This window comes from Pseudomonas sp. ACN8, assembly GCF_002303925.1.
Classification (GTDB): domain Bacteria; phylum Pseudomonadota; class Gammaproteobacteria; order Pseudomonadales; family Pseudomonadaceae; genus Aquipseudomonas.
Genome location: NZ_MRCS01000008.1, coordinates 1 through 22,142, shown reverse-complemented (window position 1 = coordinate 22,142; position 22,142 = coordinate 1). Strand labels below are relative to the sequence as shown.

At 57.4% G+C, this 22,142-nt stretch carries 22 protein-coding genes and 2 pseudogenes; 14 read left to right on the top strand and 10 right to left on the bottom strand.

The genetic code is table 11. The features are described 5' to 3' along the window. Positions 1–63: 63 nt before the first annotated feature. Together BSF44_RS06110 and BSF44_RS06105 are read right to left on the bottom strand one after the other, a co-directional pair. Entirely contained in the window at positions 64–534 is a 471-nt protein-coding gene (locus BSF44_RS06110) for a MaoC family dehydratase (RefSeq protein ID WP_007974451.1), read from the bottom strand. Positions 535–575: 41 nt separating this feature from the next. Continuing rightward, positions 576–1,520 (bottom strand): alpha/beta hydrolase, encoded by a 945-nt coding sequence (locus tag BSF44_RS06105; protein WP_095942733.1) that lies wholly within the window; start codon positions 1,518–1,520, stop codon positions 576–578. A gap of 245 nt (positions 1,521–1,765) precedes the next feature. Here BSF44_RS06105 and fadD2 point away from each other — a divergent pair, with 245 nt between their 5' ends. Together fadD2 and fadD1 are read left to right on the top strand one after the other, a co-directional pair. Beyond that, complete coding sequence (fadD2, locus tag BSF44_RS06100; protein ID WP_095942732.1) at positions 1,766–3,454, top strand: long-chain-fatty-acid--CoA ligase FadD2; 1,689 nt, start codon at positions 1,766–1,768, stop codon at positions 3,452–3,454. 380 nt (positions 3,455–3,834) lie between these two features. After that, positions 3,835–5,535 (top strand): long-chain-fatty-acid--CoA ligase FadD1, encoded by a 1,701-nt coding sequence (gene fadD1, locus BSF44_RS06095; protein WP_095942731.1) that lies wholly within the window; start codon positions 3,835–3,837, stop codon positions 5,533–5,535. Positions 5,536–5,705: 170 nt separating this feature from the next. Here the strand turns inward: fadD1 and BSF44_RS06090 are convergent, their stop codons facing one another. Further along, positions 5,706–6,083 (bottom strand): hypothetical protein, encoded by a 378-nt coding sequence (locus BSF44_RS06090; protein ID WP_008054262.1) that lies wholly within the window; start codon positions 6,081–6,083, stop codon positions 5,706–5,708. Positions 6,084–6,435: 352 nt separating this feature from the next. On the opposite strand from BSF44_RS06090, the gene BSF44_RS06085 reads away from it, so the two are divergent. After that, a complete protein-coding gene (locus tag BSF44_RS06085; protein ID WP_095942730.1) occupies positions 6,436–7,392 on the top strand; it encodes a YihY/virulence factor BrkB family protein in 957 nt (318 codons plus the stop codon). Positions 7,393–7,394: 2 nt separating this feature from the next. Then, complete coding sequence (def, locus tag BSF44_RS06080; protein WP_095942729.1) at positions 7,395–7,934, top strand: peptide deformylase; 540 nt, start codon at positions 7,395–7,397, stop codon at positions 7,932–7,934. A gap of 105 nt (positions 7,935–8,039) precedes the next feature. Here the strand turns inward: def and BSF44_RS06075 are convergent, their stop codons facing one another. Then, positions 8,040–8,450, bottom strand: coding sequence for a GNAT family N-acetyltransferase (locus BSF44_RS06075; protein ID WP_095942728.1), 411 nt, complete (start codon positions 8,448–8,450; stop codon positions 8,040–8,042). A 329-nt stretch (positions 8,451–8,779) separates the two neighbouring features. Between BSF44_RS06075 and BSF44_RS06070 the strand changes: the two genes are divergently transcribed. The 4 genes from BSF44_RS06070 to BSF44_RS06055 all read left to right on the top strand — a co-directional run bounded on the left by BSF44_RS06070 (position 8,780) and on the right by BSF44_RS06055 (position 12,328). Further along, positions 8,780–9,721, top strand: coding sequence for a fatty acid desaturase (locus BSF44_RS06070; protein ID WP_095942727.1), 942 nt, complete (start codon positions 8,780–8,782; stop codon positions 9,719–9,721). Between the two features lie 53 nt (positions 9,722–9,774). Further along, positions 9,775–10,566 carry a phosphate/phosphite/phosphonate ABC transporter substrate-binding protein gene (locus tag BSF44_RS06065; protein ID WP_095942825.1) on the top strand — a complete coding sequence of 264 codons (792 nt, stop codon included), beginning with the start codon at positions 9,775–9,777 and terminating at the stop codon, positions 10,564–10,566. A gap of 203 nt (positions 10,567–10,769) precedes the next feature. Next, entirely contained in the window at positions 10,770–11,318 is a 549-nt protein-coding gene (locus BSF44_RS06060; protein ID WP_095942726.1) for a sigma-70 family RNA polymerase sigma factor, read from the top strand. Next, positions 11,315–12,328: an ABC transporter substrate-binding protein gene (locus BSF44_RS06055; RefSeq protein WP_095942725.1), complete on the top strand. Its 1,014-nt coding sequence runs from the start codon at positions 11,315–11,317 to the stop codon at positions 12,326–12,328. The genes BSF44_RS06060 and BSF44_RS06055 overlap by 4 nt, the downstream gene beginning before the upstream one ends. 143 nt (positions 12,329–12,471) lie before the next feature. Here the strand turns inward: BSF44_RS06055 and gstA are convergent, their stop codons facing one another. Further along, a complete protein-coding gene (gstA, locus tag BSF44_RS06050; RefSeq protein ID WP_095942724.1) occupies positions 12,472–13,074 on the bottom strand; it encodes a glutathione transferase GstA in 603 nt (200 codons plus the stop codon). Positions 13,075–13,173: 99 nt separating this feature from the next. On the opposite strand from gstA, the gene BSF44_RS06045 reads away from it, so the two are divergent. The 3 genes and pseudogenes from BSF44_RS06045 to BSF44_RS31040 all read left to right on the top strand — a co-directional run bounded on the left by BSF44_RS06045 (position 13,174) and on the right by BSF44_RS31040 (position 15,786). Then, complete coding sequence (locus BSF44_RS06045; protein ID WP_095942723.1) at positions 13,174–14,070, top strand: LysR family transcriptional regulator; 897 nt, start codon at positions 13,174–13,176, stop codon at positions 14,068–14,070. A gap of 396 nt (positions 14,071–14,466) precedes the next feature. After that, positions 14,467–15,240: pseudogene (locus BSF44_RS31045) on the top strand (PAS domain-containing protein); the annotation flags it as partial. Positions 15,241–15,246: 6 nt separating this feature from the next. Continuing rightward, positions 15,247–15,786: a methyl-accepting chemotaxis protein gene (locus tag BSF44_RS31040; RefSeq protein ID WP_227698141.1), complete on the top strand. Its 540-nt coding sequence runs from the start codon at positions 15,247–15,249 to the stop codon at positions 15,784–15,786. Between the two features lie 355 nt (positions 15,787–16,141). On the opposite strand, the gene BSF44_RS06030 is transcribed toward BSF44_RS31040, so the two are convergent. Then, a complete protein-coding gene (locus BSF44_RS06030; RefSeq protein ID WP_095942721.1) occupies positions 16,142–16,780 on the bottom strand; it encodes a glutathione S-transferase family protein in 639 nt (212 codons plus the stop codon). Between the two features lie 373 nt (positions 16,781–17,153). On the opposite strand from BSF44_RS06030, the gene BSF44_RS06025 reads away from it, so the two are divergent. Continuing rightward, positions 17,154–17,402: a DUF6124 family protein gene (locus tag BSF44_RS06025; protein ID WP_095942720.1), complete on the top strand. Its 249-nt coding sequence runs from the start codon at positions 17,154–17,156 to the stop codon at positions 17,400–17,402. A 150-nt stretch (positions 17,403–17,552) separates the two neighbouring features. On the opposite strand, the gene BSF44_RS06020 is transcribed toward BSF44_RS06025, so the two are convergent. Continuing rightward, positions 17,553–18,440 (bottom strand): LysR family transcriptional regulator, encoded by an 888-nt coding sequence (locus BSF44_RS06020; protein WP_095942719.1) that lies wholly within the window; start codon positions 18,438–18,440, stop codon positions 17,553–17,555. 140 nt (positions 18,441–18,580) lie between these two features. Between BSF44_RS06020 and BSF44_RS06015 the strand changes: the two genes are divergently transcribed. Both BSF44_RS06015 and BSF44_RS06010 read left to right on the top strand, forming a co-directional pair. Then, positions 18,581–19,432 carry an oxaloacetate decarboxylase gene (locus BSF44_RS06015; protein WP_095942718.1) on the top strand — a complete coding sequence of 284 codons (852 nt, stop codon included), beginning with the start codon at positions 18,581–18,583 and terminating at the stop codon, positions 19,430–19,432. Between the two features lie 78 nt (positions 19,433–19,510). Next, a complete protein-coding gene (locus BSF44_RS06010) occupies positions 19,511–20,806 on the top strand; it encodes an SLC13 family permease (RefSeq protein WP_095942717.1) in 1,296 nt (431 codons plus the stop codon). 23 nt (positions 20,807–20,829) lie between these two features. Here the strand turns inward: BSF44_RS06010 and BSF44_RS06005 are convergent, their stop codons facing one another. The 3 genes and pseudogenes from BSF44_RS06005 to BSF44_RS30510 all read right to left on the bottom strand — a co-directional run. Beyond that, positions 20,830–21,219 carry a tautomerase family protein gene (locus BSF44_RS06005; RefSeq protein ID WP_095942716.1) on the bottom strand — a complete coding sequence of 130 codons (390 nt, stop codon included), beginning with the start codon at positions 21,217–21,219 and terminating at the stop codon, positions 20,830–20,832. Between the two features lie 7 nt (positions 21,220–21,226). Further along, complete coding sequence (locus BSF44_RS06000; RefSeq protein WP_172435309.1) at positions 21,227–21,841, bottom strand: FMN-binding negative transcriptional regulator; 615 nt, start codon at positions 21,839–21,841, stop codon at positions 21,227–21,229. Beyond that, positions 21,838–22,142, bottom strand: a pseudogene (locus BSF44_RS30510) (hypothetical protein); the annotation flags it as partial. The gene BSF44_RS06000 and the pseudogene BSF44_RS30510, both read right to left, overlap by 4 nt.

Sequence of the window (22,142 nt, the reverse complement as noted above, 5' to 3'; positions counted from 1 at the left end):
TTGACTGATCTGACGCCTTCGCGAGCAAGCTCGCTCCCACATTGTTTGTTTTTGACCCGTCAATCAGCCGATGCTGATGGCCGGCAGTTCCGTCAAGGTCACGCTCTGTTGCTTGCGTGGCGCGAGGATTTCCGCCTCGCCATCCACTACCAGTTCATCGCGCTGGTTGAACACGCGAGTGGCGATGCGCACGCGAAACTTCGGCAGTTTTTCCAGAATTTCCAGACGCACGGTCAGGGTATCGCCGATTTTCACCGGTTTCTGAAAGCTCATTTGCTGGCCGATGTAGATGGTCCCCGGGCCAGGCAATTCGCAGGCGACCGCCGCGCTGATCAATGCGCCGCTGAACATGCCGTGGGCGATGCGCTCCTTGAACATGGTGCTGGCGGCGTATTCGGCATCCAGGTGTACCGGGTTGTGATCGCCGGACATCGCAGCGAACAACTGGATGTCGCGCTCTTCGACTGTCTTGCTGAAACTGGCGGTCTGGCCGACTTCGAGGGCTTCGTAAGGGGTGTTGGTAACCTGGGTCATCTGTATCAATTCCTGTGACGAATTAAAAAATTCACAAAAAACTATTCGGACCGGTGCGGCCGAGGAGCGCTCAAGGCCTGTGCGATCCAGTTCAGCACATCGGCGATGATTTCATCGCGGTTGCTCTCATTGAACAGTTCGTGCCGCGCCTGCGGGTAAACGGTCAGTTGCAGGTGCTGGTTTCCGGCCGCTCGCAGCGCGTCGGCCAGATCCTTGAGACGTTTGCCTTCGCTCACCGGATCACATTCGCCGCCAATCACCAGCAGCGGCAGGCCCGGGTCGATCTGGGCGAGATTGGACGCTTTGCTGATTTGCTGCAAGCCGCCGAGCAAATCGATCCACAGTTGATTGGTGCAACGGAAACCGCAGAGCGGGTCGTTGACGTACAGATCGACCTGCGCCGGATCACGGCTGAGCCAGTCGAACGGTGTGCGTGCCGGTTTGAATTTGTTGTTGAACGAGCCGAACGACAGCCATTCGATCAAGGCGCTGCGTCCCTTGCGGCCCTGGCGCAGGCGTTCGAGACGGGCGATTTGCCGTGCCGCGCGATAAAGCGCCACGGGCTGGAAGTTCGAGCCGCTGAGGATGGCCCCGTGCAGGCTGGCACTGTGGTGCAGCAGATAGCCCTGGGCGATGTAACTGCCCATGCTGTGACCGAGCAGCACGATCGGCACGCCCGGATACTGCTGGCCGATGTGCTGGTTGAGGCTGGCCAGGTCGCTCACGACCTTGCACCAGCCATCGTCATCGGCGAAATGCCCGAGTGTCCCGTTTTCGGCAGTTTTGCCATGTCCACGCAGGTCTGGTGCGCATACGCCATAGCCCTGAACACAGAGTTTTTCCGCCAGGGGGCCATAGCGGCCGCTGTGTTCGGCCATGCCGTGGGCCAGCAGAATCATTGCCTTGAGGCTGCCGTCGGGAAGCCACTGGTTGACGAAGAGGCGGCTGTGGTCGCTCGTGGTCAGCCAGAAAGTGTCATGGATCATGGCGGTTCCTTTGCATGAGGCTGCTTTGTCTGAAACAGCTCGTTGCAGTTTATAGCGCATCCTTGGCTGGGCGTCTGATCAGCCTACGCCACGGCGAGTAGATTCATACGGTCAATGACGGCCGTGGGCATATTTGCCTGCTACGTCATAACTGCTAGTGTCCGTGAAGCTCCGCTTTTTGCATTTTTTTTGAAAAGTGACAGAAAAGTGGCCCCGGATAGATTCAGGTAAAGAGGACAAGAACAATGCAACCTGATTTCTGGAATGACAAACGCCCGGCTGGCGTCCCCCTGGATATCGATCTGGGAGCCTACAAGTCGGTAATCGAGGTGTTCGAGCGTTCCTGCAAGAAGTTTGCTGACCGCCCTGCGTTCAGTAACATGGGCGTGACCCTGACCTACGCCGAACTGGAACGCCAGAGCGCTGCCTTCGCCGGCTACCTGCAAGCCCACACCGACCTGGTGCCGGGTGACCGCATCGCGGTGCAGATGCCCAACGTCCTGCATTACCCGATTGCCGTGTTCGGTGCCTTGCGCGCCGGGTTGATCGTGGTCAACACCAACCCGCTGTACACCGCGCGGGAAATGCGTCACCAGTTCAAGGACTCCGGTGCCCGGGCGCTGGTGTATCTGAACATGTTCGGCCAGAAAGTCCAGGAAGTGCTGCCCGACACCGATATTCAGTACCTGATCGAAGCGAAGATGGGCGACCTGATGCCCACGGCCAAGGGGTGGCTGGTCAACACGGTGGTGAGCAAGGTCAAGAAGATGGTCCCGGACTATTCCTTGCCGCAGGCCGTTTCCTTCAAGAGCGCACTGCGCATGGGCCGTGGCCTGGGTATCAAGCCGCTGAAGGTCGGCCTCGACGACATCGCTGTGCTGCAATACACCGGTGGCACCACGGGCCTGGCCAAGGGCGCGATGCTGACCCACGGCAACCTGGTGGCGAACATGCAACAGGCACGGGCCTGCCTGGGACAGTTCGGCAGCGATGGGCAACCGTTGTTGCGCGAAGGGCAGGAGGTGATGATCGCGCCGCTGCCGCTGTACCACATCTATGCCTTCACGGCGAACTGCATGTGCATGATGGTGACGGGCAACCACAACGTGCTGATCACCAATCCACGGGACATCGCCGGCTTCATCAAGGAACTGAAGAACTGGCGGTTCTCGGCGCTGCTGGGGCTCAACACGCTGTTCGTCGCGCTGATGGATCACCCGGACTTCAAGACCCTGGACTTCTCCAGCCTCAAGCTCACCAACTCCGGCGGCACTGCGCTGGTCAAGGCCACCGCCGAGCGTTGGGAACAACTGACCGGTTGCCGCATCACCGAAGGTTATGGCCTGACCGAAACATCGCCGGTGGCCTGCACCAACCCCTATGGCGACCAGTCGCGGATCGGCACGGTCGGCCTGCCGGTGCCGGGCACCACGCTGAAAGTCATCAGCGATGACGGTGTCGAGCAACCGCTGGGTGAGCGTGGCGAACTGTGTATCAAGGGCCCGCAGATCATGAAGGGTTATTGGCAGAAACCCGAGGCCACGGCCGAAGTGCTGGATGCCGAGGGTTGGTTCAAGTCCGGTGACATCGCGGTGATCGACCCGGACGGTTTCGTGCGCATCGTTGACCGCAAGAAGGACATGATCATTGTCTCGGGTTTCAACGTGTACCCCAACGAGATCGAAGATGTGGTGATGGCTCACCCGAACGTCGCCAACTGTGCGGTCATCGGTGTGCCTGACGAGCGGTCGGGGGAGGCGGTGAAGTTGTTCGTGGTGGCCCGTGAAGCAGGGGTCAGCCTTGAAGAGCTGAAGGCTTACTGCAAGGAGAACTTCACGGCGTACAAAGTACCGAAGCACATCGTGCTACGGGAGTCGCTGCCGATGACGCCGGTGGGCAAGATTTTGCGGCGGGAGTTGCGTGATATTGCCTGATGGGTGAATGGCTGATCCCTGTAGGAGCGAGCTCGCTCGCGATGGACGTCAACGATAACGCGCGCTGTCTGAATGATCGCGTTGCCAGGACGTTTTTCGCGAGCAAGCTCGCTCCTACACGTTTAAGCTAAAGGCCCGGTTTTCGCGGGTTACAGGGCTTTATAGGTTTTTTGCTCTAAAATGACCGCTTGCAAGTCTTGAGTCACAATTGTGACCGTAGAGGCCGCTTTTGGCTCTGGTCGACCCTTGGCAAAGCTGCTACTCTCGGCGCGCTTTGTGACTTCTCGGCCTTCTATCAGCCAGATTCACCAATGACCAAACACCAATAATAATCGCATCAAATGCGGTGCTGAATTCGCGTTGCTGAGGAGTGGGCTTCCATGATCGAAGACTTTTGGAAGGATAAGTACCCAGCTGGGATTGCTGCCGACATCAATCCAGACGAGTATCCGAATATTCAGGCAGTGTTGAAGCAATCCTGCCAACGCTTCGCCAACAAGCCGGCATTCAGCAACCTGGGCAAGACACTCACCTACGGTGAACTGTACGAATTGTCCGGTGCGTTTGCCGCTTACCTGCAACAGCATACCGATTTGCAGCCTGGCGATCGAATCGCCGTGCAACTGCCCAACGTGTTGCAGTACCCGGTAGCCGTCTTCGGTGCCATCCGCGCCGGGCTGATCGTGGTCAACACCAACCCGCTCTACACCGCGCGGGAAATGGAACACCAATTCAACGACTCCGGTGCCAAGGCCCTGGTCTGCCTGGCCAACATGGCGCACCTGGCCCAAACCGTGGTGCCGAAAACCGGCGTCAAGCACGTGATCGTCACCGAAGTCGCCGACCTGCTGCCGCCGCTCAAGCGTCTGCTGATCAACAGCGTCATCAAGTACGTGAAGAAAATGGTTCCGGCCTATCACTTGCCCAAGGCCGTCAAGTTCAATGACGTGCTGAGCAAAGGCCTGGGCCAGCCAGTGGCGGAAGCCAGTCCGGCCAGTGGCGATGTCGCGGTACTGCAATACACCGGTGGCACCACCGGCGTGGCCAAGGGCGCGATGCTGACCCACCGCAACCTGGTGGCGAACATGCTGCAGTGCAAGGCGCTGATGGGTTCCAACCTCAATGAAGGTTGCGAGATCCTGATCACCCCGCTGCCGCTGTACCACATCTATGCCTTCACCTTTCATTGCATGGCGATGATGCTGATCGGCAACCACAACATCCTGATCAGCAACCCGCGCGACTTGCCGGCGATGGTCAAGGAACTGTCGAAGTGGAAGTTCAGCGGTTTCGTCGGCCTGAACACGCTGTTCGTGGCCTTGTGCAACAACGAAGGCTTCCGCAAGCTGGATTTCTCCGCGCTGAAAGTCACCTTGTCGGGCGGTATGGCCCTGCAACTGGCTGCGGCCGAACGCTGGAAAGCGGTGACCGGTTGCGCCATCTGCGAAGGCTACGGCATGACCGAAACCAGCCCGGTGGCGACGGTGAACCCGATCCAGAACATCCAGATCGGCACCATCGGCATTCCGGTTCCGTCGACCCTGTGCAAAGTCATCAACGATGCCGGTGTCGAACAACCGATGGGCGAAATCGGCGAGCTGTGTGTTAAAGGTCCGCAAGTCATGAAGGGTTACTGGCAGCGCCAGGAAGCCACGGATGAAATCCTCGACAGCGAAGGCTGGTTGAAGACCGGTGACATCGCGTTGATCCAGCCCGATGGCTACATGCGTATTGTCGATCGCAAGAAAGACATGATCCTGGTGTCCGGTTTCAACGTGTACCCGAACGAACTCGAAGACGTGCTGGCCACCCTGCCGGGCGTGCTGCAATGCGCGGCTATCGGTGTGCCGGACGAGAAGTCGGGCGAGGCGATCAAGATTTTCATCGTTGCCAGGCCGGGCGTGAACCTGACCAAGGAGCAGGTGATGGAGCACATGCGCGCCAACGTCACCGGCTACAAGGTCCCGCGCTCCGTGGAGTTCCGCGATGCACTGCCGACCACCAACGTCGGCAAGATCCTGCGTCGTGAATTGCGCGATGAAGAGCTGAAGAAGATCAACGCGAAGAAAGCTACCGCGTAATCAGCAAAAAGCCCCGCCGATGCGGGGCTTTTTGTTGGATGCCTGACAACACCGATCCTCTGTAGGAGCGAGCATGCTCGCGAAAAAAGTACAGACAACGCGGGCATCCAGGCCCCCCGCGTTATCGTTTACGTCCATCGCGAGCAGGCTCGCTCCTACAGGAATGATGGTTATTGGCGAAACGGCGCGAAGTTGACGTTGGTGCCCGCCGGACGCATGTCCTGGAGGAAGGAGTCCTTGTCGGCGCTCAGTTCCAGGCTCAATGCCGCCTTGCGCTTGCCTTCATTGCGCACCACCAGGCCTTCGAGCTTCTCGCGCAGGAACACGGTCGGCACTTTCAGGTGCAGCAGTTCGTCGGTGGCCGGCGTGTGCATCAGCAGGTGAATCCACTCGTACTGACCGATGGCAAGGCGCGTCACCGGGAGATCGAACCACCAGATGTTGCGGTTACGGTTCAATTCGGCGAAGTGGCAGTTGTTGACGCCAAGCACAGCACCGCCGAGTTCCTGGTTTCTGCGGGCAATGGCCTGCTTTTTATCGAGTTTCATAACGTTCCTACGGGATTGGATCTTCAGCGCCAAGGCCTGAATGTGATGCGCATTCTCAGGGGTTGGCCCGCAAACATAAAGCGCAACCTGCACTGGGCGATGAAATGTCGTGGTGAAATAAATGAAACTCCCTGCAAAAGCCCCCGGTCAACCTTGTGTAACGACTTTCCTGCATTGAAATGTCTTAATGAAAAGAGGACGCGGCCATCTTCAGATGGCCGTTTTTGTGTCAGCCTGAACTTGCACGCTGTATTTGTTTCAAAGTCGCCAACTGGGCTACCTTGATGAAAGAAAACAGCCCCTGAGTCGCCACGACTTCAACCCAATCCGTATGCGGCGAATGGAGACGCGAATGATTTTCCCGGACATGAGAGGCTTGCCCCTGCACCGTGTGATGATGCGCACGGTCACCGAATTCATGGCCGACGAGATGTCGACCTATGCCTCGGCGCTGGCCTATCAAATGCTCTTTTCGTTGTTTCCGTTCATTCTGTTCCTGATCGCCCTGATCGGCTTCCTGCATCTGCCCGACTTCTTCTCCTGGCTGCGCCTGCAATCGGAACTCGTATTGCCGCCCCAGGCGCTGGAGCAGGTCAACCCGGTGATCGACCAGCTTCAGCAGTCCAAGGGGGGATTGCTGTCAGTGGGTATCGTGATTGCGCTGTACACTGCCTCCGCCGGCGTGCGGCTGATGATGAGCGCGATGAACGCTGCCTATGACGTGGTAGAAGGGCGCCCGCTGTGGAAACGCTTTCCGTTGTCGATCATCTACACCGTCGGCATTGCCGGCATGCTGCTGATCGCCGCGGCACTGATGGTGCTCGGGCCGCAGGTGATGAGCTGGATCGCTGCACAGGTCGGCCTTGAGTACTTCATCGTCACCCTCTGGACCATCGCGCGCTGGCCGGTGATCGTGATTTTGATGATGGTCGCGGTGGCGTTGATCTACTACGTCATGCCCGACGTCAAACAGGAATTCCGCTTCATCACCCCAGGCTCGGTGCTGGCGGTGGTGGTATGGATCATCGCGTCCCTGGGCTTCGGCTTGTACGTCAAGGAGTTCGCCAACTACAACGCCATGTATGGCAGTATCGGTGCGATCATCGTGCTGTTGCTGTACTTCTACATTTCCGCCGCGGTACTGCTGCTGGGCGCGGAAATGAATGCCGTGATCGAGCACATGTCACGAGAGGGCAAAGACCCTGGCGAAAAAGTGGCTGGCGAGCATGGTCCCGTCCATGAGGAAAAACACCACGTTTCAGGCCTGGGCCGCGATCATTCACACAAACCGACCATTGATGAAACCTGATCATGATTCGTGAAATTCTGAAAATGGGCGATGAGCGCCTGCTGCGCATTGCCTCGCCAGTGTCGGTCGAAATGTTCGACAGCCCCGAGCTGTGGCAACTGATCGATGACATGTTCCAGACCATGGAAAGCGTGGGGGGCGTTGGCCTGGCCGCTCCGCAAATCGGCGTCGACCTGCAACTGGTGATCTTCGGTTTCGAGCACAGCGAGCGATATCCGGATGCCGAGGCCGTGCCGCAGACGATCCTGATCAACCCGTTGATCACACCGCTGAGCCCGATCCTGGAAGAGGGCTTCGAAGGCTGTTTGTCCGTGCCTGGCCTGCGTGGCGCGGTGCAGCGTTACCAGCAGATTCGCTACGAAGGCGTCGACCCCAAGGGCGAGCCTATCGTGCGTTTTGCTTCGGGGTTTCATGCACGGGTGGTGCAGCATGAGTGTGATCACCTGATCGGCCGCCTGTACCCGTCGCGCATTACCGACTTCAGCAAGTTTGGCTTCACCGAGGTGATGTTCCCGGACCTGGACCCCAACGCGGACGACTAAAGCCGCCGCAAAACCTGTAGGAGCGAGCCTGCTCGCGAAAGCGGTCTAACAGTCAGCATTGATGGTGACTGAAACACCGCCATCGCGAGCAGGCTCGCTCCAGATTTAGGGCGCCAACCCCATCGCAATCATTGGCTTGCTGCGCGCATAACGGCTCAATCGCTCAACCATCGCGTAAGGCATTGGCGGATCAAAAGTAAACCCGCGTCGCTCATAAAACCCCCGCAAATCCGGATGACAGAACAACCACACCGGCTGTTCGCAATCCTTCACCGCGGCCGCAATCAATCCGGCGGCAAGCCCCTGCTCGCGACAGGCCGGATCGACCAGCAAGCCGGTCAGCCAATGCCCACCGGACACCGGACGCAAACACAGCACGGCAACAATCTGCTCACGCCGGGCCACCCACAGCTGCGCGTCGCGCACGGCTTTCATCGACGATTGGTGAGCGCGATAGAACTTGTTCATCAATGGCCATAATGGTTCGTCGAGCAGGGCGTATTGGGTGTCGGGCATGGTCTTTGGCTGTCGGTATGCAAAGCGGGCGATTATAAAAGAACGCGCGCGCCGGGATAGGTGTATACCTGATCTCACATCCCCATGAGTGGAGTACGCATCATGTCCAAAGGTATGGATTCAAAGAAAGCGGCGAAAAAGAAACCAGCGAAAACCGCCATTGAAAAGCGCGCGGACAAGAAAGCCAAGAAAGTCGGCGTGTTCGGTCACTGATGCCGCATTGATTGATCGCTCCCATGCAACGTGGGAGCGATCCTCCTGAAAATAATCTGCAGGATTTCCCAAGGCCATTGCACAGAAGGGGACTGGTCCCAGATCTGAGCAACGCCATGCCCCATTACTTTGATAGCGCCCACCAGGCAGAAATCGAAACTCTGCGCCGACGCTTCACCGCGCGCACCGAGTGGCCGACCTGGCTGCTGTTAATCGGTGTGTATGGCGCCTGGTTTGGCGTCATGTTGAACAGCCATCGATTGGGTCTGTGGTGGAACACGCTGTTGCTGATTCCATTGCTGGTGCTGTGGTTGTCCGTGCAACACGAACTGTTGCACGGCCATCCCACGCGCTGGCCAACCCTGAACAAAATCCTTGGCTACGCGCCGTTTGCCGTCTGGTATCCGTACACCTTGTACCGCGATAGCCATTTGCTGCATCACCGCGACGAGGACCTGACGATCCCCGGTCGCGATCCGGAAAGCCGTTACCTGAGTGCCGGGCAGTGGCAGGGCAGTTCACCTCTGGGGCGCAGCCTGCACTGGCTGAACAAAACCGTGCTCGGCCGCTTTGCCCTGGGTGCACCGCTGGCCTTGCTGGCGCTGGCCCGTGAAGAACTGCAACGCCTCAGAGCAGGCGAGCGACAGGCCTGGTTGATGTGGTTGAGTCACGGTTTGATGACCGGGTTGATGCTGCTGTTCATCGCGAACTTCAGTGTGTTGCCGGTTTGGCATTACCTGTTTTTGATCAGTGTGCCGGCGCTGTCGATCGCCATGATTCGCTCCTACTATGAGCATCGGCCTCATGCCGCGCCGGAGCAGCGCACTGTGCTCAATGAAGCGGCGTGGCCGTGGCGCTGGCTGTTCCTGAACCTCAATTTTCATCTGGTGCATCACGAGTTGCCGGGGTTGCCCTGGTATGACTTGCCCCACGCCTACAGGGCCCGCCGCGAGCAATGGGTGGCGCGTAGTGGTGGGTTTCTGGTGCAAGGTTATGGGCGGTTGTGGCGTGAAAATGGAGTGAAGGCCATCGACAGCCCGAGGCATCCGTTTTACTGAAACATGGATCACCTCCAATCCCACAGGGAACTTCGTTGTATGGAGATACGATGATGACCCAACACATCGCCGAACTGCTGATGTACACCGCCCCCGACCCCATCTACCAGGCCAACGAACGCTGGCTGGCGCGAATCCTTGAGCATCTTGGCGACACCCGCCTCGATACCGATGGCCTGTCCCTGATGCAGATGTGGTTGTCGCCGCACTTGCTGCTGACACAAACCTGCGGCTATCCGCTGATGACGGCATTGCGCGGCAAGGTCCGGGTGCTGGGACGGCCTCGTTATGAGCTGCCGGACAGCAGCGGCGGCAATCATTGCAGTCTGATCCTGGGACAGATTGATGATGCACGGCGAACCCTGGCGGATTTTCGCGGCAGCCGAGGCGTGATCAATGGCCTGGACTCCAACAGCGGCATGAACCTGCTGCGCCACCGGTTGGCGCCGCTGCAACGTGACGGCCGGTTTTTTGCCCGGGTCGGAATCAGCGGCAGCCATCGCGAAAGCCTGCGCTGGTTGCGCGAAGACCTTGCCGATCTGGCGGCCATCGACAGCGTGACCTTTGCCTATCTGGCGCGTCATGCCCCAGAGGAAGTGGCCGGTTTGCGAGTGATTGCCCGCAGTGCGCTCAGTCCTGCCTTACCGTTCATTACCGCCACGACGATCAGCGATGAGCTGGCTGAAGAACTCCTGCGGGTGATGAACCTGGCGCTGCGCGAGCTGCCGGAAGTTGCCGAAACCCTCGGATTGCCAGAGGTACTGCCCGCCGACGAAAGCGACTATCAGGTTGTGCTCGACTATCAGCGTGAAGCCGAGATCTTGGGGTATGGGGACTTGCGATAAGGTTTGAATGTTGGGTCCAGGTACACCAAAACCTGTAGGAGCGAGCTTGCTCGCGATGACGGACTGTCAGGCGCAAATAATTTTTTAATTCAATAAAAGAATATAAAAATAAGTTTTAAGTATTATTAATGAATAAGGCTCCTTGCTAGGATTCGCCTCACCGGACCACCGGACATTCAGCGACCCCTAACCCAGGAGCCCCTATGTCCGGCGCCGATATTCTTCATCGTCAATACGTGGACGGATTGTTCCGCGCCCACTACCACTGGCTCTGCACACGCCTGCGTCAGTCCCTGAACGATGCCGCCGCTGTCGAAGACATTGCCGGCGAAACCTTCGTGCAACTGCTCCAGGCCCCTGGCCTGACGGCAATCCGTGAGCCCCGTGCCTTGCTCACCACCATCGCCCGGCGCCTGCTCTATCAGCGTTGGCGTCGAGGTGACCTGGAGCGCCAGTACCTTCAGCAACTGCAACAGGCCGAGCCGATCCACGCCGAATCGCCGGAGGCACTGGCTCAGTTGTCCCAGACCCTGACCCGTGTGGATCGCAGTCTTCAGCGGCTGCCCGGCAAAGTCCGCTCTACCTTCCTGCTGTCGCGGGTCGACGGCCTGACCTATCCACAAATTGCCGCCACGCTGGGCATCTCCCTGCGTTCAGTCAGCGATTACATGTCCCGTTCCCAAGCCCTGTGCGACCGGCACAGCGCCAACCAATCCCTGAACCGTCCCCTCCAGAACAAGAGGTCCGCATGAGATCGATCAAAACCCTGCTCGGCAGTTCGTTGCTGGCCCTGAGCCTGTTGTCCCACCCGGCATCGGCCACGGAAAAAGCGGCGCCTATCCACTTTGGCGACATCACCTGGGAAAGCGGCAGCCTCATCACCGAAATCCTGCGCCTGATCGTTGAAAAAGGTTACGGCTACCCGACCGACACACTGCCGGGCAGTACCGTCAGTCTTGAAGCGGCGCTGGCGAAAAATGATATCCAGGTCATCGGTGAAGAGTGGGCCGGACGCAGCCCTGCCTGGGTCAAGGCTGCGGCGGAGGGCAAGGTGTTCGGCCTTGGCGATACGGTCAAGGGCGCCACTGAAGGTTGGTGGGTGCCGGAGTACGTGATCAAGGGCGATCCCGAGCGCGGCATCAAGCCCTTGGCCCCAGAGCTGAAATCCGTTGCCGACCTGGCGAAATACAAGGACGTGTTCCGCGACCCTGAAGACCCGAGCCGCGGACGCTTCCTCAACAGCCCCACCGGCTGGACCTCGGAAATCGTTAACAGCCAGAAACTCAAGGCTTATGACCTGACCGCCAGCTATGTCAATTTCCGCACGGGGTCCGGTGCCGCACTGGATGCCGAGGTGGCATCGTCGATCCGCCGTGGCAAACCGGTGCTGTTCTACTACTGGTCGCCGACACCGCTGCTGGGGCGTTTCAAACTGGTGAAACTCGACGAACCGTCGTTCGACGCCGAAGCCTGGAAAACCCTGGCCGACGCCAACAACCCCAACCCCAAAGGCACGCGCTCGATGCCGGCCAGCCTGGCCATCGGCGTGTCGGCACCGTTCAAAGCGCAATACCCGGACCTGGTGACGTTCTTTGAAAAGGTCGACCTGCCGATTGATCTGTTGAACCAGACCCTGGGCCAGATGAGTGAAAAACGACAGAAACCCCGGGACGTCGCCGAAGCGTTTTTGCGTGAACAGCCGCAGGTGTGGAAGGGCTGGGTTCCGGGTGAGGTGGCTACCAGGGTGAGTGCCAGTTTGTAGTTTTGTGTTGTCTGGACTACAGCCATCGTCGGAACGCTGCCCGGAGCAAGCTCGCTCCCACATTAGGTCTGTATTGCCCACAAAACCCGTGGTCAACCAGGATCCCCTGTAGGAGCGAGCCTGCTCGCGATTGATCTCAAGTCTTACGCCAACTCTGCGGCCAACGCCGCTTTCACCGCCGGCCGTTGATCCACCCTGGCTTGAAACCTTGCCAACGCCGGCCACCCATTCAAATCAATCTCAAATAACCGAGCCCAGCGCAGCACCGTAAACAAGTACGCATCAGCAACGCTGAACCCGCCCGCCATCAAATAATCCTGCCGCTCCAGCGTCTGGTTCAACACGGCAAAACGCTTGAACAGTTTCTCCTTGATCAGCGCTTTCACTTCATCCGGAAATCGACTGTTGAACAGCCAACCGAGCCCGCCATGAATCTCCGTCGAGATGAAGTTCAGGCATTCCTGCAATCGCACCCGCTCAAATGTCCCCTGGGCTGCGGCCAGTTTTGCGTCTGGATGTAGATCCGCCAGGTATTGCAGGATCGCCGGGCCTTCGGTCAGCACTTCGCCGTTATCCAGTTGCAGGGCAGCGACGTAACCCTTGGGGTTGATGGCGAGAAAGTCGTCGCCGTCGGCGGTGGTTTTGCTGATGTTATCGACGCGGATCAATTCGAAGGTCAGTTCCAGTTCGCGCAATACGATATGCGGCGCCAGCGAGCAGGCTTGAGGGGCGTAATACAGCTTCATGGGGCGGGCTCTGGTTGTGGATTTACGCCAGTGTCATAGTGCGCTGCGGCCTCGGTAAAATTAATCTTTCAGAAATCTGCCATAAGGAAAGCTACTGCCATGATGAACCTGATGCACTGGCGAATGGTGGTGGCCGTGGCGGACACCGGCAACATCACCCGCGCCGCCGAGCGGGTCGGAATGACCCAGTCGGGCGCCAGTCAGGCCTTGGCCTTGATCGAGGAAACCCTGGGCGTACAGTTATTCAGCCGGGAGAATCGCCAGACGTTGCCGACCGCCATCGGCCTGCCGGTCATCGAGCAGGCGCGGATCATGCTCGCCGCGCTGCAAGCCATTCGCAGCACCGTCGAGGCCGCCAAAGGCGTTGAACGCGGGACGATTCGCCTGGCCAGTTTCCCCATGGTGCTGGCGACTTTTCTGCCGCCGTTGCTGCGCCAATTCAACCGGCTTTACCCCGGCATCGAGGTGGTCGCCCTGGAAGTCAGCGATGACGAAGTGGAAACCCTGCTCGGCGCGGGCCTGGTGGATGTCGGCGTGGTGCTCAATCCGTCTACCGAGCGCAAGGCCAGCCCTTTGGGACGCGATGCCTGGATGGCGGTGTTGCCCGGGGGCCATCCGCTGGCGCGGCGCACCCATGACGAAGGCGTCACCCTCGAAGAGTTGGTGGCGCAACCCTTTGTACTGGCCACGGGCGGATGTTCGACCAATGCGCGAAGCCTGGCAGCCGATGCGGGGCTGCAACTGCAGGATGTGCGCGTCGAGGTCCGCGAGTGGAGCAGTGCGTTCACCCTGGTGCGGGAAAACATCGGCGTGAGCCTGGTGCCGGAAATGACGCTGCCAGGTAATCGGCAGGGTTTGCGCGTGGTGCCTGTGCTGCCGCGGATCGACCGCGAGTTTGCCTTGGTGGTCACGGCGAACAAACCACCGTCGGCGGCGGTGCAGGCGCTGCTGGACATGCTCGATGGACGCAAACCCCTCTCCCCGGTAAACCGCTGAACCGATTTTGTCCTCAATGATGGCCTACTAGTGGCCTTGCAAGCCCGAGGTTCCTGTCTATGATCAGGTGTAACTAACTATATCGGTCGTGATGGGGCGGTCGATGTCTTGGCGAAAGAGTGCGCAATCGAAGGCACCAACACTTGATGACAGGGAGTTGTCCGCTAAATGGAATTTGTTGTGAACCTGTTAGGGCTGGCCCGCATGCGGGCTATCAAGAGAAGGATGTCTTGATGAGCGTGTCGCTGTAAGGACCCTCCGATTGATCATCATTTATCACCTGACTAGTCCTTCTTTTTGGAGGGATGCGTGTGCCTGTTCCGTGGAACGCAGTGGTGGATGTGAAAGACCTGCAACTTTCATCAATCAAAAAACCGCGCTGAAGGTGATACAACCATGTTCAACCTACATCACAAGGCTGACCTGCTGGAAATCGAACGCTTCAGCTGTGCGCTGACTGAGGCTAATGCCAAGTTGGCGGCGATCAGCCGTTCGATGGCGATGATTGAGTTCACCCCGGACGGTATCGTCATCGATGCCAATGAAAGTTTTTGCAATGCCATGGGCTACAGCTCCGACGAAGTGCGCGGCAAGCATCACCGGGTCTTTTGTGAAGAGCAGTATTACCGCAGCGACGAGTACACCAAGTTATGGCGTGACCTGGCGCGGGGCGAGCCGCTGAGCGGGACCTTTCAATGCTTGCACAAGAGTGGCCGGGAGATCTGGCTCGAAGCCAGTTATATGCCGGTGCTGGGCCCCGACCGGCAGGTGAAAAGCGTGATCAAGGTGGCCACGGACATCACCGCACGGATCAACAAGGAACACGAAAACGAAAGCAGGCTCGCCGCGATCGGCCGTTCAATGGCCGTGATCGAATTCACGCCCGAAGGCAAGGTCATCAGCGCCAACGAGAACTTCCTGAAAACCATGCAGTACTCGCTCAACGAAGTGGTGGGGCAGCATCACAGCCTGTTTTGCCACCGTGCCGAAGCCGAGTCCCAGGGTTACCGGAATTTCTGGGCTTCGCTCAACCGTGGCGAATATCACTCCCATCGTTTCGAGCGCAGGAACAAGCAGGGTCAGACAGTATTCCTGGAAGCGTCCTACAACCCGTTGTTCGACGCCAAGGGGCGGTTGTACAAAGTGGTCAAGTTCGCCAGCGATATCACTCACCAAATGACCACCCTGCAAACCGCCGCAGAGTCGGCCCACAGCACATCGGTGCAAAACGACGTCTGCGCGCGCAAGGGTTCCGAGGTGGTGCAGCAGACGGTGCAGATCATCCAGGACATTTCCCGGGACCTGAACGAAGCGGCGTTGAGCATCGATGCCGTGAGCAAACAGTCCGACATCATCGGCACCATTGTGCAGACCATTCGCGGCATTGCCGATCAGACCAACCTGCTGGCGCTCAACGCGGCGATCGAAGCGGCCCGTGCCGGTGAGCACGGGCGCGGCTTTGCGGTGGTGGCCGATGAAGTGCGCAGCCTCGCGGCACGCACCAGTCAGGCGACGCTGGAGATTGTCGAGGTGGTGCGCAAGAACCACGATTTGTCGCTCAGTGCGGTGTCGAGCATGCAATCGAGCTTGAGCCGAACCGGCCTCGGCGTGGAACTGGCGAACGAGGCGGGGGAGGTGATTCTGGAAATCCAGCAGGGTTCGCGGCATGTGGTGGATGCGATCAGTCAGTTCAATTCGACGTTGCAACTGAACTAAGCAGGGCAACTGTAGGAGCGAGCCTGCTCGCGATGGTCGTTAACGATAACGCGTATTTACTGGCTAAACGCGGCGTTCTTGAGTCCATCGCGAGCAGGCTCGCTCCTACAAGAAACCACGGCAAATGAAAAAGGGTCCCGGTAGAGGGTAATGCTGTTCAGTTAAGGAAGTTGTAGGAGCGAGCTTGCTCGCGATGGACTCAAGAACGCCGCGTTTAGCCAGTAAATACGCGTTATCGTTAACGACCATCGCGAGCAAGCTCGCTCCTACAGAGGACCACATTCGCTTAAGTGAACAGCATTACCCGGTAGAGGGACCCTTTTTCATTGTGTGGCCGGCGGCAACCTGCGGCCACTCAAGGCAAGCCATTGCAGCAATGCTTCAGGAAACCGGGGTGTTGCGCCAGGCGTTTGAAATACTCATCGACGGCGGGATAGTCAGGCCGGTCGATCGGGGTCATCAGCCAGCGGTTGACCGACAAGCCGATGACAACGTCGGCCAGGGTAAAGTGTGGTCCGGCGACATACGCCTTGGTGGTCGCGAGTTGATGTTCGAGGATGCTCATTTTCTGGTTCCAGGCGCGGATGCCGACTTCAAGGCTATGCGGGTCCTGGAATTCCGGGTCCTTGCGCACCAGTGCCATGAACGGATATCTCCAGGACGGATTGAGCTCGGTGGCTTGCCAATCCATCCACTGCTCCACCCGGGCGCGGGCGGCCGGATCGGTGGGTAGCAGGTCGGTGTGATGGTGGTGGTGTTTACCGACCAGGTAGCGGCAAATGGTATTGGACTCCCATAACACCCCGGCTTCATCGATGATCACCGGCACCTGCGCGTTGGGATTGAAGCGCAGGAACTCGGGGCTGTGGGTGGACGCGAAGCCACTGCCCCAGTCCTCCCGTTCGTAGGTTATGCCCAGCTCCTCACAGGTCCACAGGACTTTTCTGACGTTGATGGACGAGGCTTTGCCGAGAATCTTCAATGTGTGTTCCATTTGAGCTACTCCATCGCGAAAGGCGTAGGTGTAATTGTAGGAGTGGTCTGTAGGAAAGGGGTTTCATCAGGTTTCCGCAGGCTACGGTTTCTTGCTCCATTGCCTACAACTGCGCCAGAATCCGCCGGCTTGTGCGCCTGGTATCCGGACTCTATCGTTCCGTGTCGCTGCAAATTCAGCGATCGGGTTTCGCAGCCCGGGTAACTCTAGACGCATAGCGTCCACCGTTCGTGATCAATCACGTTATGGCGGCTGTGCGTGGGAGACCTCAGGGTCTACCGGGTTCTAGAGTCCCGGTCTGCGACCCGCGTACAGCTGCCACCCTTCGTATCGCAGCGAGACGTGGCAGCTCCATCACTCTAGGAGCATCACCATGTTCAAACCCACGCCGAACCCCCCACGCAATCCCAGCCCAATGTTCTCCATCTCACCCGGCATCAATAACGAAACTCTGTTGGCGCACGCCTGCGAATCGTTGGCCTCGGCGAGTGTCATGACCAATGACTTTGCTGCATTCCTGGAAGGTAGCCAGCGCAACACGGCTCTGGCGATTGCACAGATCATCATGCTGGCCGAGTTGGCGGTGAACCGGGTGCTGGATAACCTCGATCCGCAGGATTAATCACGGAACCTGTGGCGAGGGAGCTTGCTCCCGCTGGAGTGCGAAGCGCTCCCAGTATGAGCGGATGCGTTTTTTCCGTATTACGACGGCTGCGCCGCCGAACGGGGGCAAGCCCCCTCGCCACAATATGGTCTGTATCTGGAGGATCAACTACGGAGTTTCGATTCTCGTCGAACTAATCAGGTCTTTGACTACTGCTGACTGATTCGCCTTTCGCGTGGCCAATCCAAGTATCGCCTTCGGCCAATCAAGCCGAAGTGCTCTGTAGTGCAGGTCAGCGCGTTGAATTCGCTGCATCGATGCGGGTACCACCGCAATACCCATCCCGGCAGATACCAGGTTTACAGCGGAAGATAGTTGGGGTGCCTGCTGACGGATGGTCGGATTGAACCCGGATTGCCGGCAAGCGGTCACGATATCCGCACTCAGCCCATAACCGGATTTGCGTGAATACAGGATGAAGTTCTCCTGCCGTAAATCAGCAAGCGACAGACGCTTGCGTGACATTAATGGGTGGCCGTCAGGCAGGACAACAATAAGTGGTTCTTCGGATAAGGTGATGAAGTCAATATCGCCGCCCATAGCAAACGGAGGCCTGACGAACGCAGCGTCAATTTCTCCACGGCTGAGCCTGGAAATAAGCGATTCGCTATCGTTCTCCTCAAGGTTTACCTCCACCTTGGGGTGCTGTCGCTGATAACGGCTGATCAAACCGGTGACGGTATCGTTGAACGAAGCGGATTCGGTGAATCCCAGGTTCAACGAGCCGACCTCTCCTCGTGCGGCGCGCCGCGCATTTTTTTGGGCGTCCTCGGCACGCGCAAGAATATCTTGTGCCGAGACCAGGAATACCCTGCCAGCATCACTGAGTATGACGCCGCGTCCTACCCGATGGAAAAGCGGCGTACCAATTTCATCCTCCAAATCACGTATTTGCTGTCCAAGCGGGGGTTGGGCGATCCCAAGTTGTTCGGCTGCTCGTGTGAAGTTCTCCGCTTGGGCCGTAACGACGAAATAACGTAGATGCCTGAGTTCCAATTAGGACTCCAAAGATATCAATCTTGTATTTTCTAAATATTAGACATTTTATTTGTCTGCCGCCATGCTTCTTCTGCACCAAAAATACCGCCAGTGGTTCGGTCAGAACGTTTACGGTCCGAGAATTAGGAGAACTTCATATGAAACCAACTCGACAATTGCGTGAAAAACTATCCTCAGGTTCTCCTGTGATAGCACCAGGCGCTTATGACGGTATATCCGCTCGACTAGTTGCTATGGCGGGTTTCGACGCGGTCTACGCCAGCGGCGGTGCGATTGCGCGTGCTTCTGGATATCCGGACATCGGTCTATTGAGTTTCTGCGAAGTACTGGAGCGGATCGAGAAAATTGTCGAAGCAAGTGACCTGCCAGTGATCGCAGACGCCGACACGGGATTTGGGGGATCAGCCAATGTTCAGCGCACGGTTCGAGCTCTTGAGCGTGCCGGTGTCGCCGCTTTCCACCTTGAGGATCAATCGTTTCCCAAGCGCTGCGGCCATCTGGACGACAAAAAATTAATAGATGTAAGCGAGATGTGCCTAAAAATTCGGATTGCACGCCATACGCTGATCGATCAGGACTGCATGATTATTGCCCGTACCGATGCAATTGCGACAGAAGGTTTTGAGTCTGCGTTAAGCCGAGCCGAGCAGTATGTGAAGGCAGGTGCAGACATGATTTTCGTAGAAGCCCCGGAGACACTGGATCAAATTCGCGCGATTGCCCGACGCATCCCAGGGCCAAAACTGATGAATATGTTCTACGGTGGCAAGACTCCCTTAATGCCCATTGAAGAGCTGTCCTCTCTTGGCTACCAGCTCGTCATTATTCCTTCAGATATGCAGCGCGCTGCAATACACGCGATGCAAGTCGTTCTGTCTGAAATCAAACGCTCAGGGGATAGCAGCGCCATGGCAGCTCAATTGACGAGTTTCGAGGAGCGCGAAAAAATCGTTCGGACCAGCCGGTATCTTGCCTTGGACTTGTTATAAACCCAGCTATGAAGTCGGACCTCAGGAGCGGAGAAAACTCAAGATGTAAACCGAGTCCGCGGAACATAGGAAAGTGATATGGATGTTCAACTCATAACAGTGGCCGGTTTGGTAACTGTGACAATCGCACTATGGGCAACACGTAGACTTCCTGAATACTTGACTGCACTTATGTTCTTCGCGTTCGCGATGATTCTCCATGTCGCTCCCGCTTCCTTGATCTTTTCTGGGTTTACCTCCGCCGCATTCTGGCTCGTTATCAGCGGCTATGTCATTGGAATCGCTATCCGCAAGACAGGATTGGCTTCTCGATGTGCGAAGGTGCTCGCGGTTCATCTTTCCAGATCATACCCAAAAATGGTCTTTGGAATTGTCGGCCTCACTTACGTGCTCGCTTTTGTTATGCCTTCCAATATGGGGCGTATTGCGCTACTGATGCCGATTGTCCTGGCGCTTGCTGATCGAGTGGGTTTCAGGGAGAAAAGTCCAGGGCGTATTGGTCTTTCACTTGCTGTCGGCTTTGGAACCTTCCAGCTTTCGGCATCCATTCTGCCGGCGAATGTTCCAAATCTTGTCATGGCGGGGGCTATCGATACGACGTACGGGTTGCAGTTATCCTATCTGCCTTATCTGATATTGCATGCACCCGTACTTGGCATTCTGAAGGGGCTTGCACTATGTGCATGTATCGTCTGGTTGTTTCCAGATAAAGCGGGAAAAAGCATAGAGGTGGAACCTGCTCGCCCTTTGAGTCCTAAGGAAAAGAGGTTGGGTATCCTTCTTTTGATGACTCTGGGACTCTGGCTTACCGACTCCTTACACGGCATTTCCCCTGCATGGGTCGGTCTCGTGGCAGCTTGTGTATGCCTCCTTCCACGAGTCGGCTTTGTATCCAGTGAAGAGTTTGGTCAAGAGGTAAACCATCGGACGGCAGTCTATGTCGCAGCAATCCTCGGACTCGCCGCACTTGTAGGACAAAGCGGACTTGGAACATTAATTGGTAATGAAGTACTTACCCTCGCACCGTTGGATCCGGCCTCACCGTTCGGCAGCTACACCTCAATCGTAGGTCTTTCCACGCTGCTAAATTTTGTGGTTACAGCGAACGGAGTACCAGCGTTATTTACTCCCTTGGCACAATCGTTAGCCACCGCATCCGGACTGCCGTTACTTAGTGTTCTGATGATTCAGGTCATCGGGTTTTCAACACCGCTCCTGCCTTACCAAGCCTCTCCGATTGTTCTCGCTATTGAAATGGGAAGAATCCCTTTCATGGCAGCGTTACGGTTGAGTCTTGCGCTTGCATTCATTACGTATGTTGTATTGGTTCCCATCAATTACAGATGGTTCGTCTTTCTGGGTTGGTTACCATGATCCTGCCGATTGCGTGAAGTGCATCACACGTTAACCGCATAACCAAAGTCGATCTCGCTAGCGGGGATGCCGCCCTGCATTCCCCAATTTTCCGCATCGTGCTCATCCAGCAGGATGAGTACCGAAGAAGGTGCAATAGCCAGCATTTCCGCGAGCGCGTTGCTCAGTTCCTTATAGAGTTTGCGTTTGGTCTCCAGCGTACGGCCTTTGAACACAGTGATGTTCACCTGTAGATACTCCGGCTTATCACCGGGAGCGCGAAAGTCTTCCTTGCGATAGTGTTCGTAACGGGCTTGTAGTTCTTCATCGCTGACCCCAAAGACCCGTTTCAGGCAGCGATAGGTCGTCTCGATGACCTCGCGTCGGGTAGCTGTGGATCGGTTGATCGGGTCTTCAATTCGTACGATTGGCATAGGGATCTCACAAAGGGTGAAGAGATGAGAAGAACTCGAGGAGTTGTTTGTGGGCGGCGCGGTGCTGTTCCATCAGCCAGTCCAGGGCAGATGCCTGGTCTTGCGGTGGTTTGTCTTGAGACAGCTTGAAGCGGCCTTCGATGCTTTCCGGCCGTATGGCAAGGCCGAGGATGTGCGGCAGGTTCCGTATGACTCTCGGGTCTTGGGGGTTGACGCGATACTCGCAGCCCTCGGGGGCAAACCGTTGTGCGCTTTGCGTCAAAATGTCGAGGTTTTCGGTTTCGTTGTCGATCGCCTCGATGTCGGCCTGCATATGAACCGCCAGGTAGTTCCAGGTAGGTAATTGCGCATCACGGTAGGCTTCTGGGGGGATGTAACTCGACGGCCCGATAAAGGCGATGTGGCACTTGAGCGATGCAGTCTCCCTGAACTGGGGATTGCGTCGATCCACATGGCCAAACAGGGTGCCATCCGGATTGCGTAATAAAGGGATATGGCTGCTGTGAAAGTTGCCACCCGCCTGGGACGTAATCAGCGCCAATGGAAACGTATCGATAAAACGATTGATCAGGCGCTGATCCGTACAACGATGCTCACGGTAATGGAAAGGACAGTGGCTCAAGAGGGTTCTCCCGGCAAATTTGGACGGTTGGCAAGAGCGAATGCACGACGACGTTGTTTGCAGCGGTCCACGGCGATAAACGTTTGCGCCAACCACCCGAGGACACCGCCCTTGTGCCAGTGACGAGAAGTGGGAAAGGGCAGCCTCAGGCTGTCTTTACCCAGCAGTCGGTCCGTCAGCGTACGGCCCATCAAGGTCGATAACGCCAGGCCGCGGCCATTGCATCCACTCCAGCTGATGATGCGCTCATCTGGGCTATCGACCGCCGGCATCGCGTCGTGGGTCAGCCCCACCCAGCCCG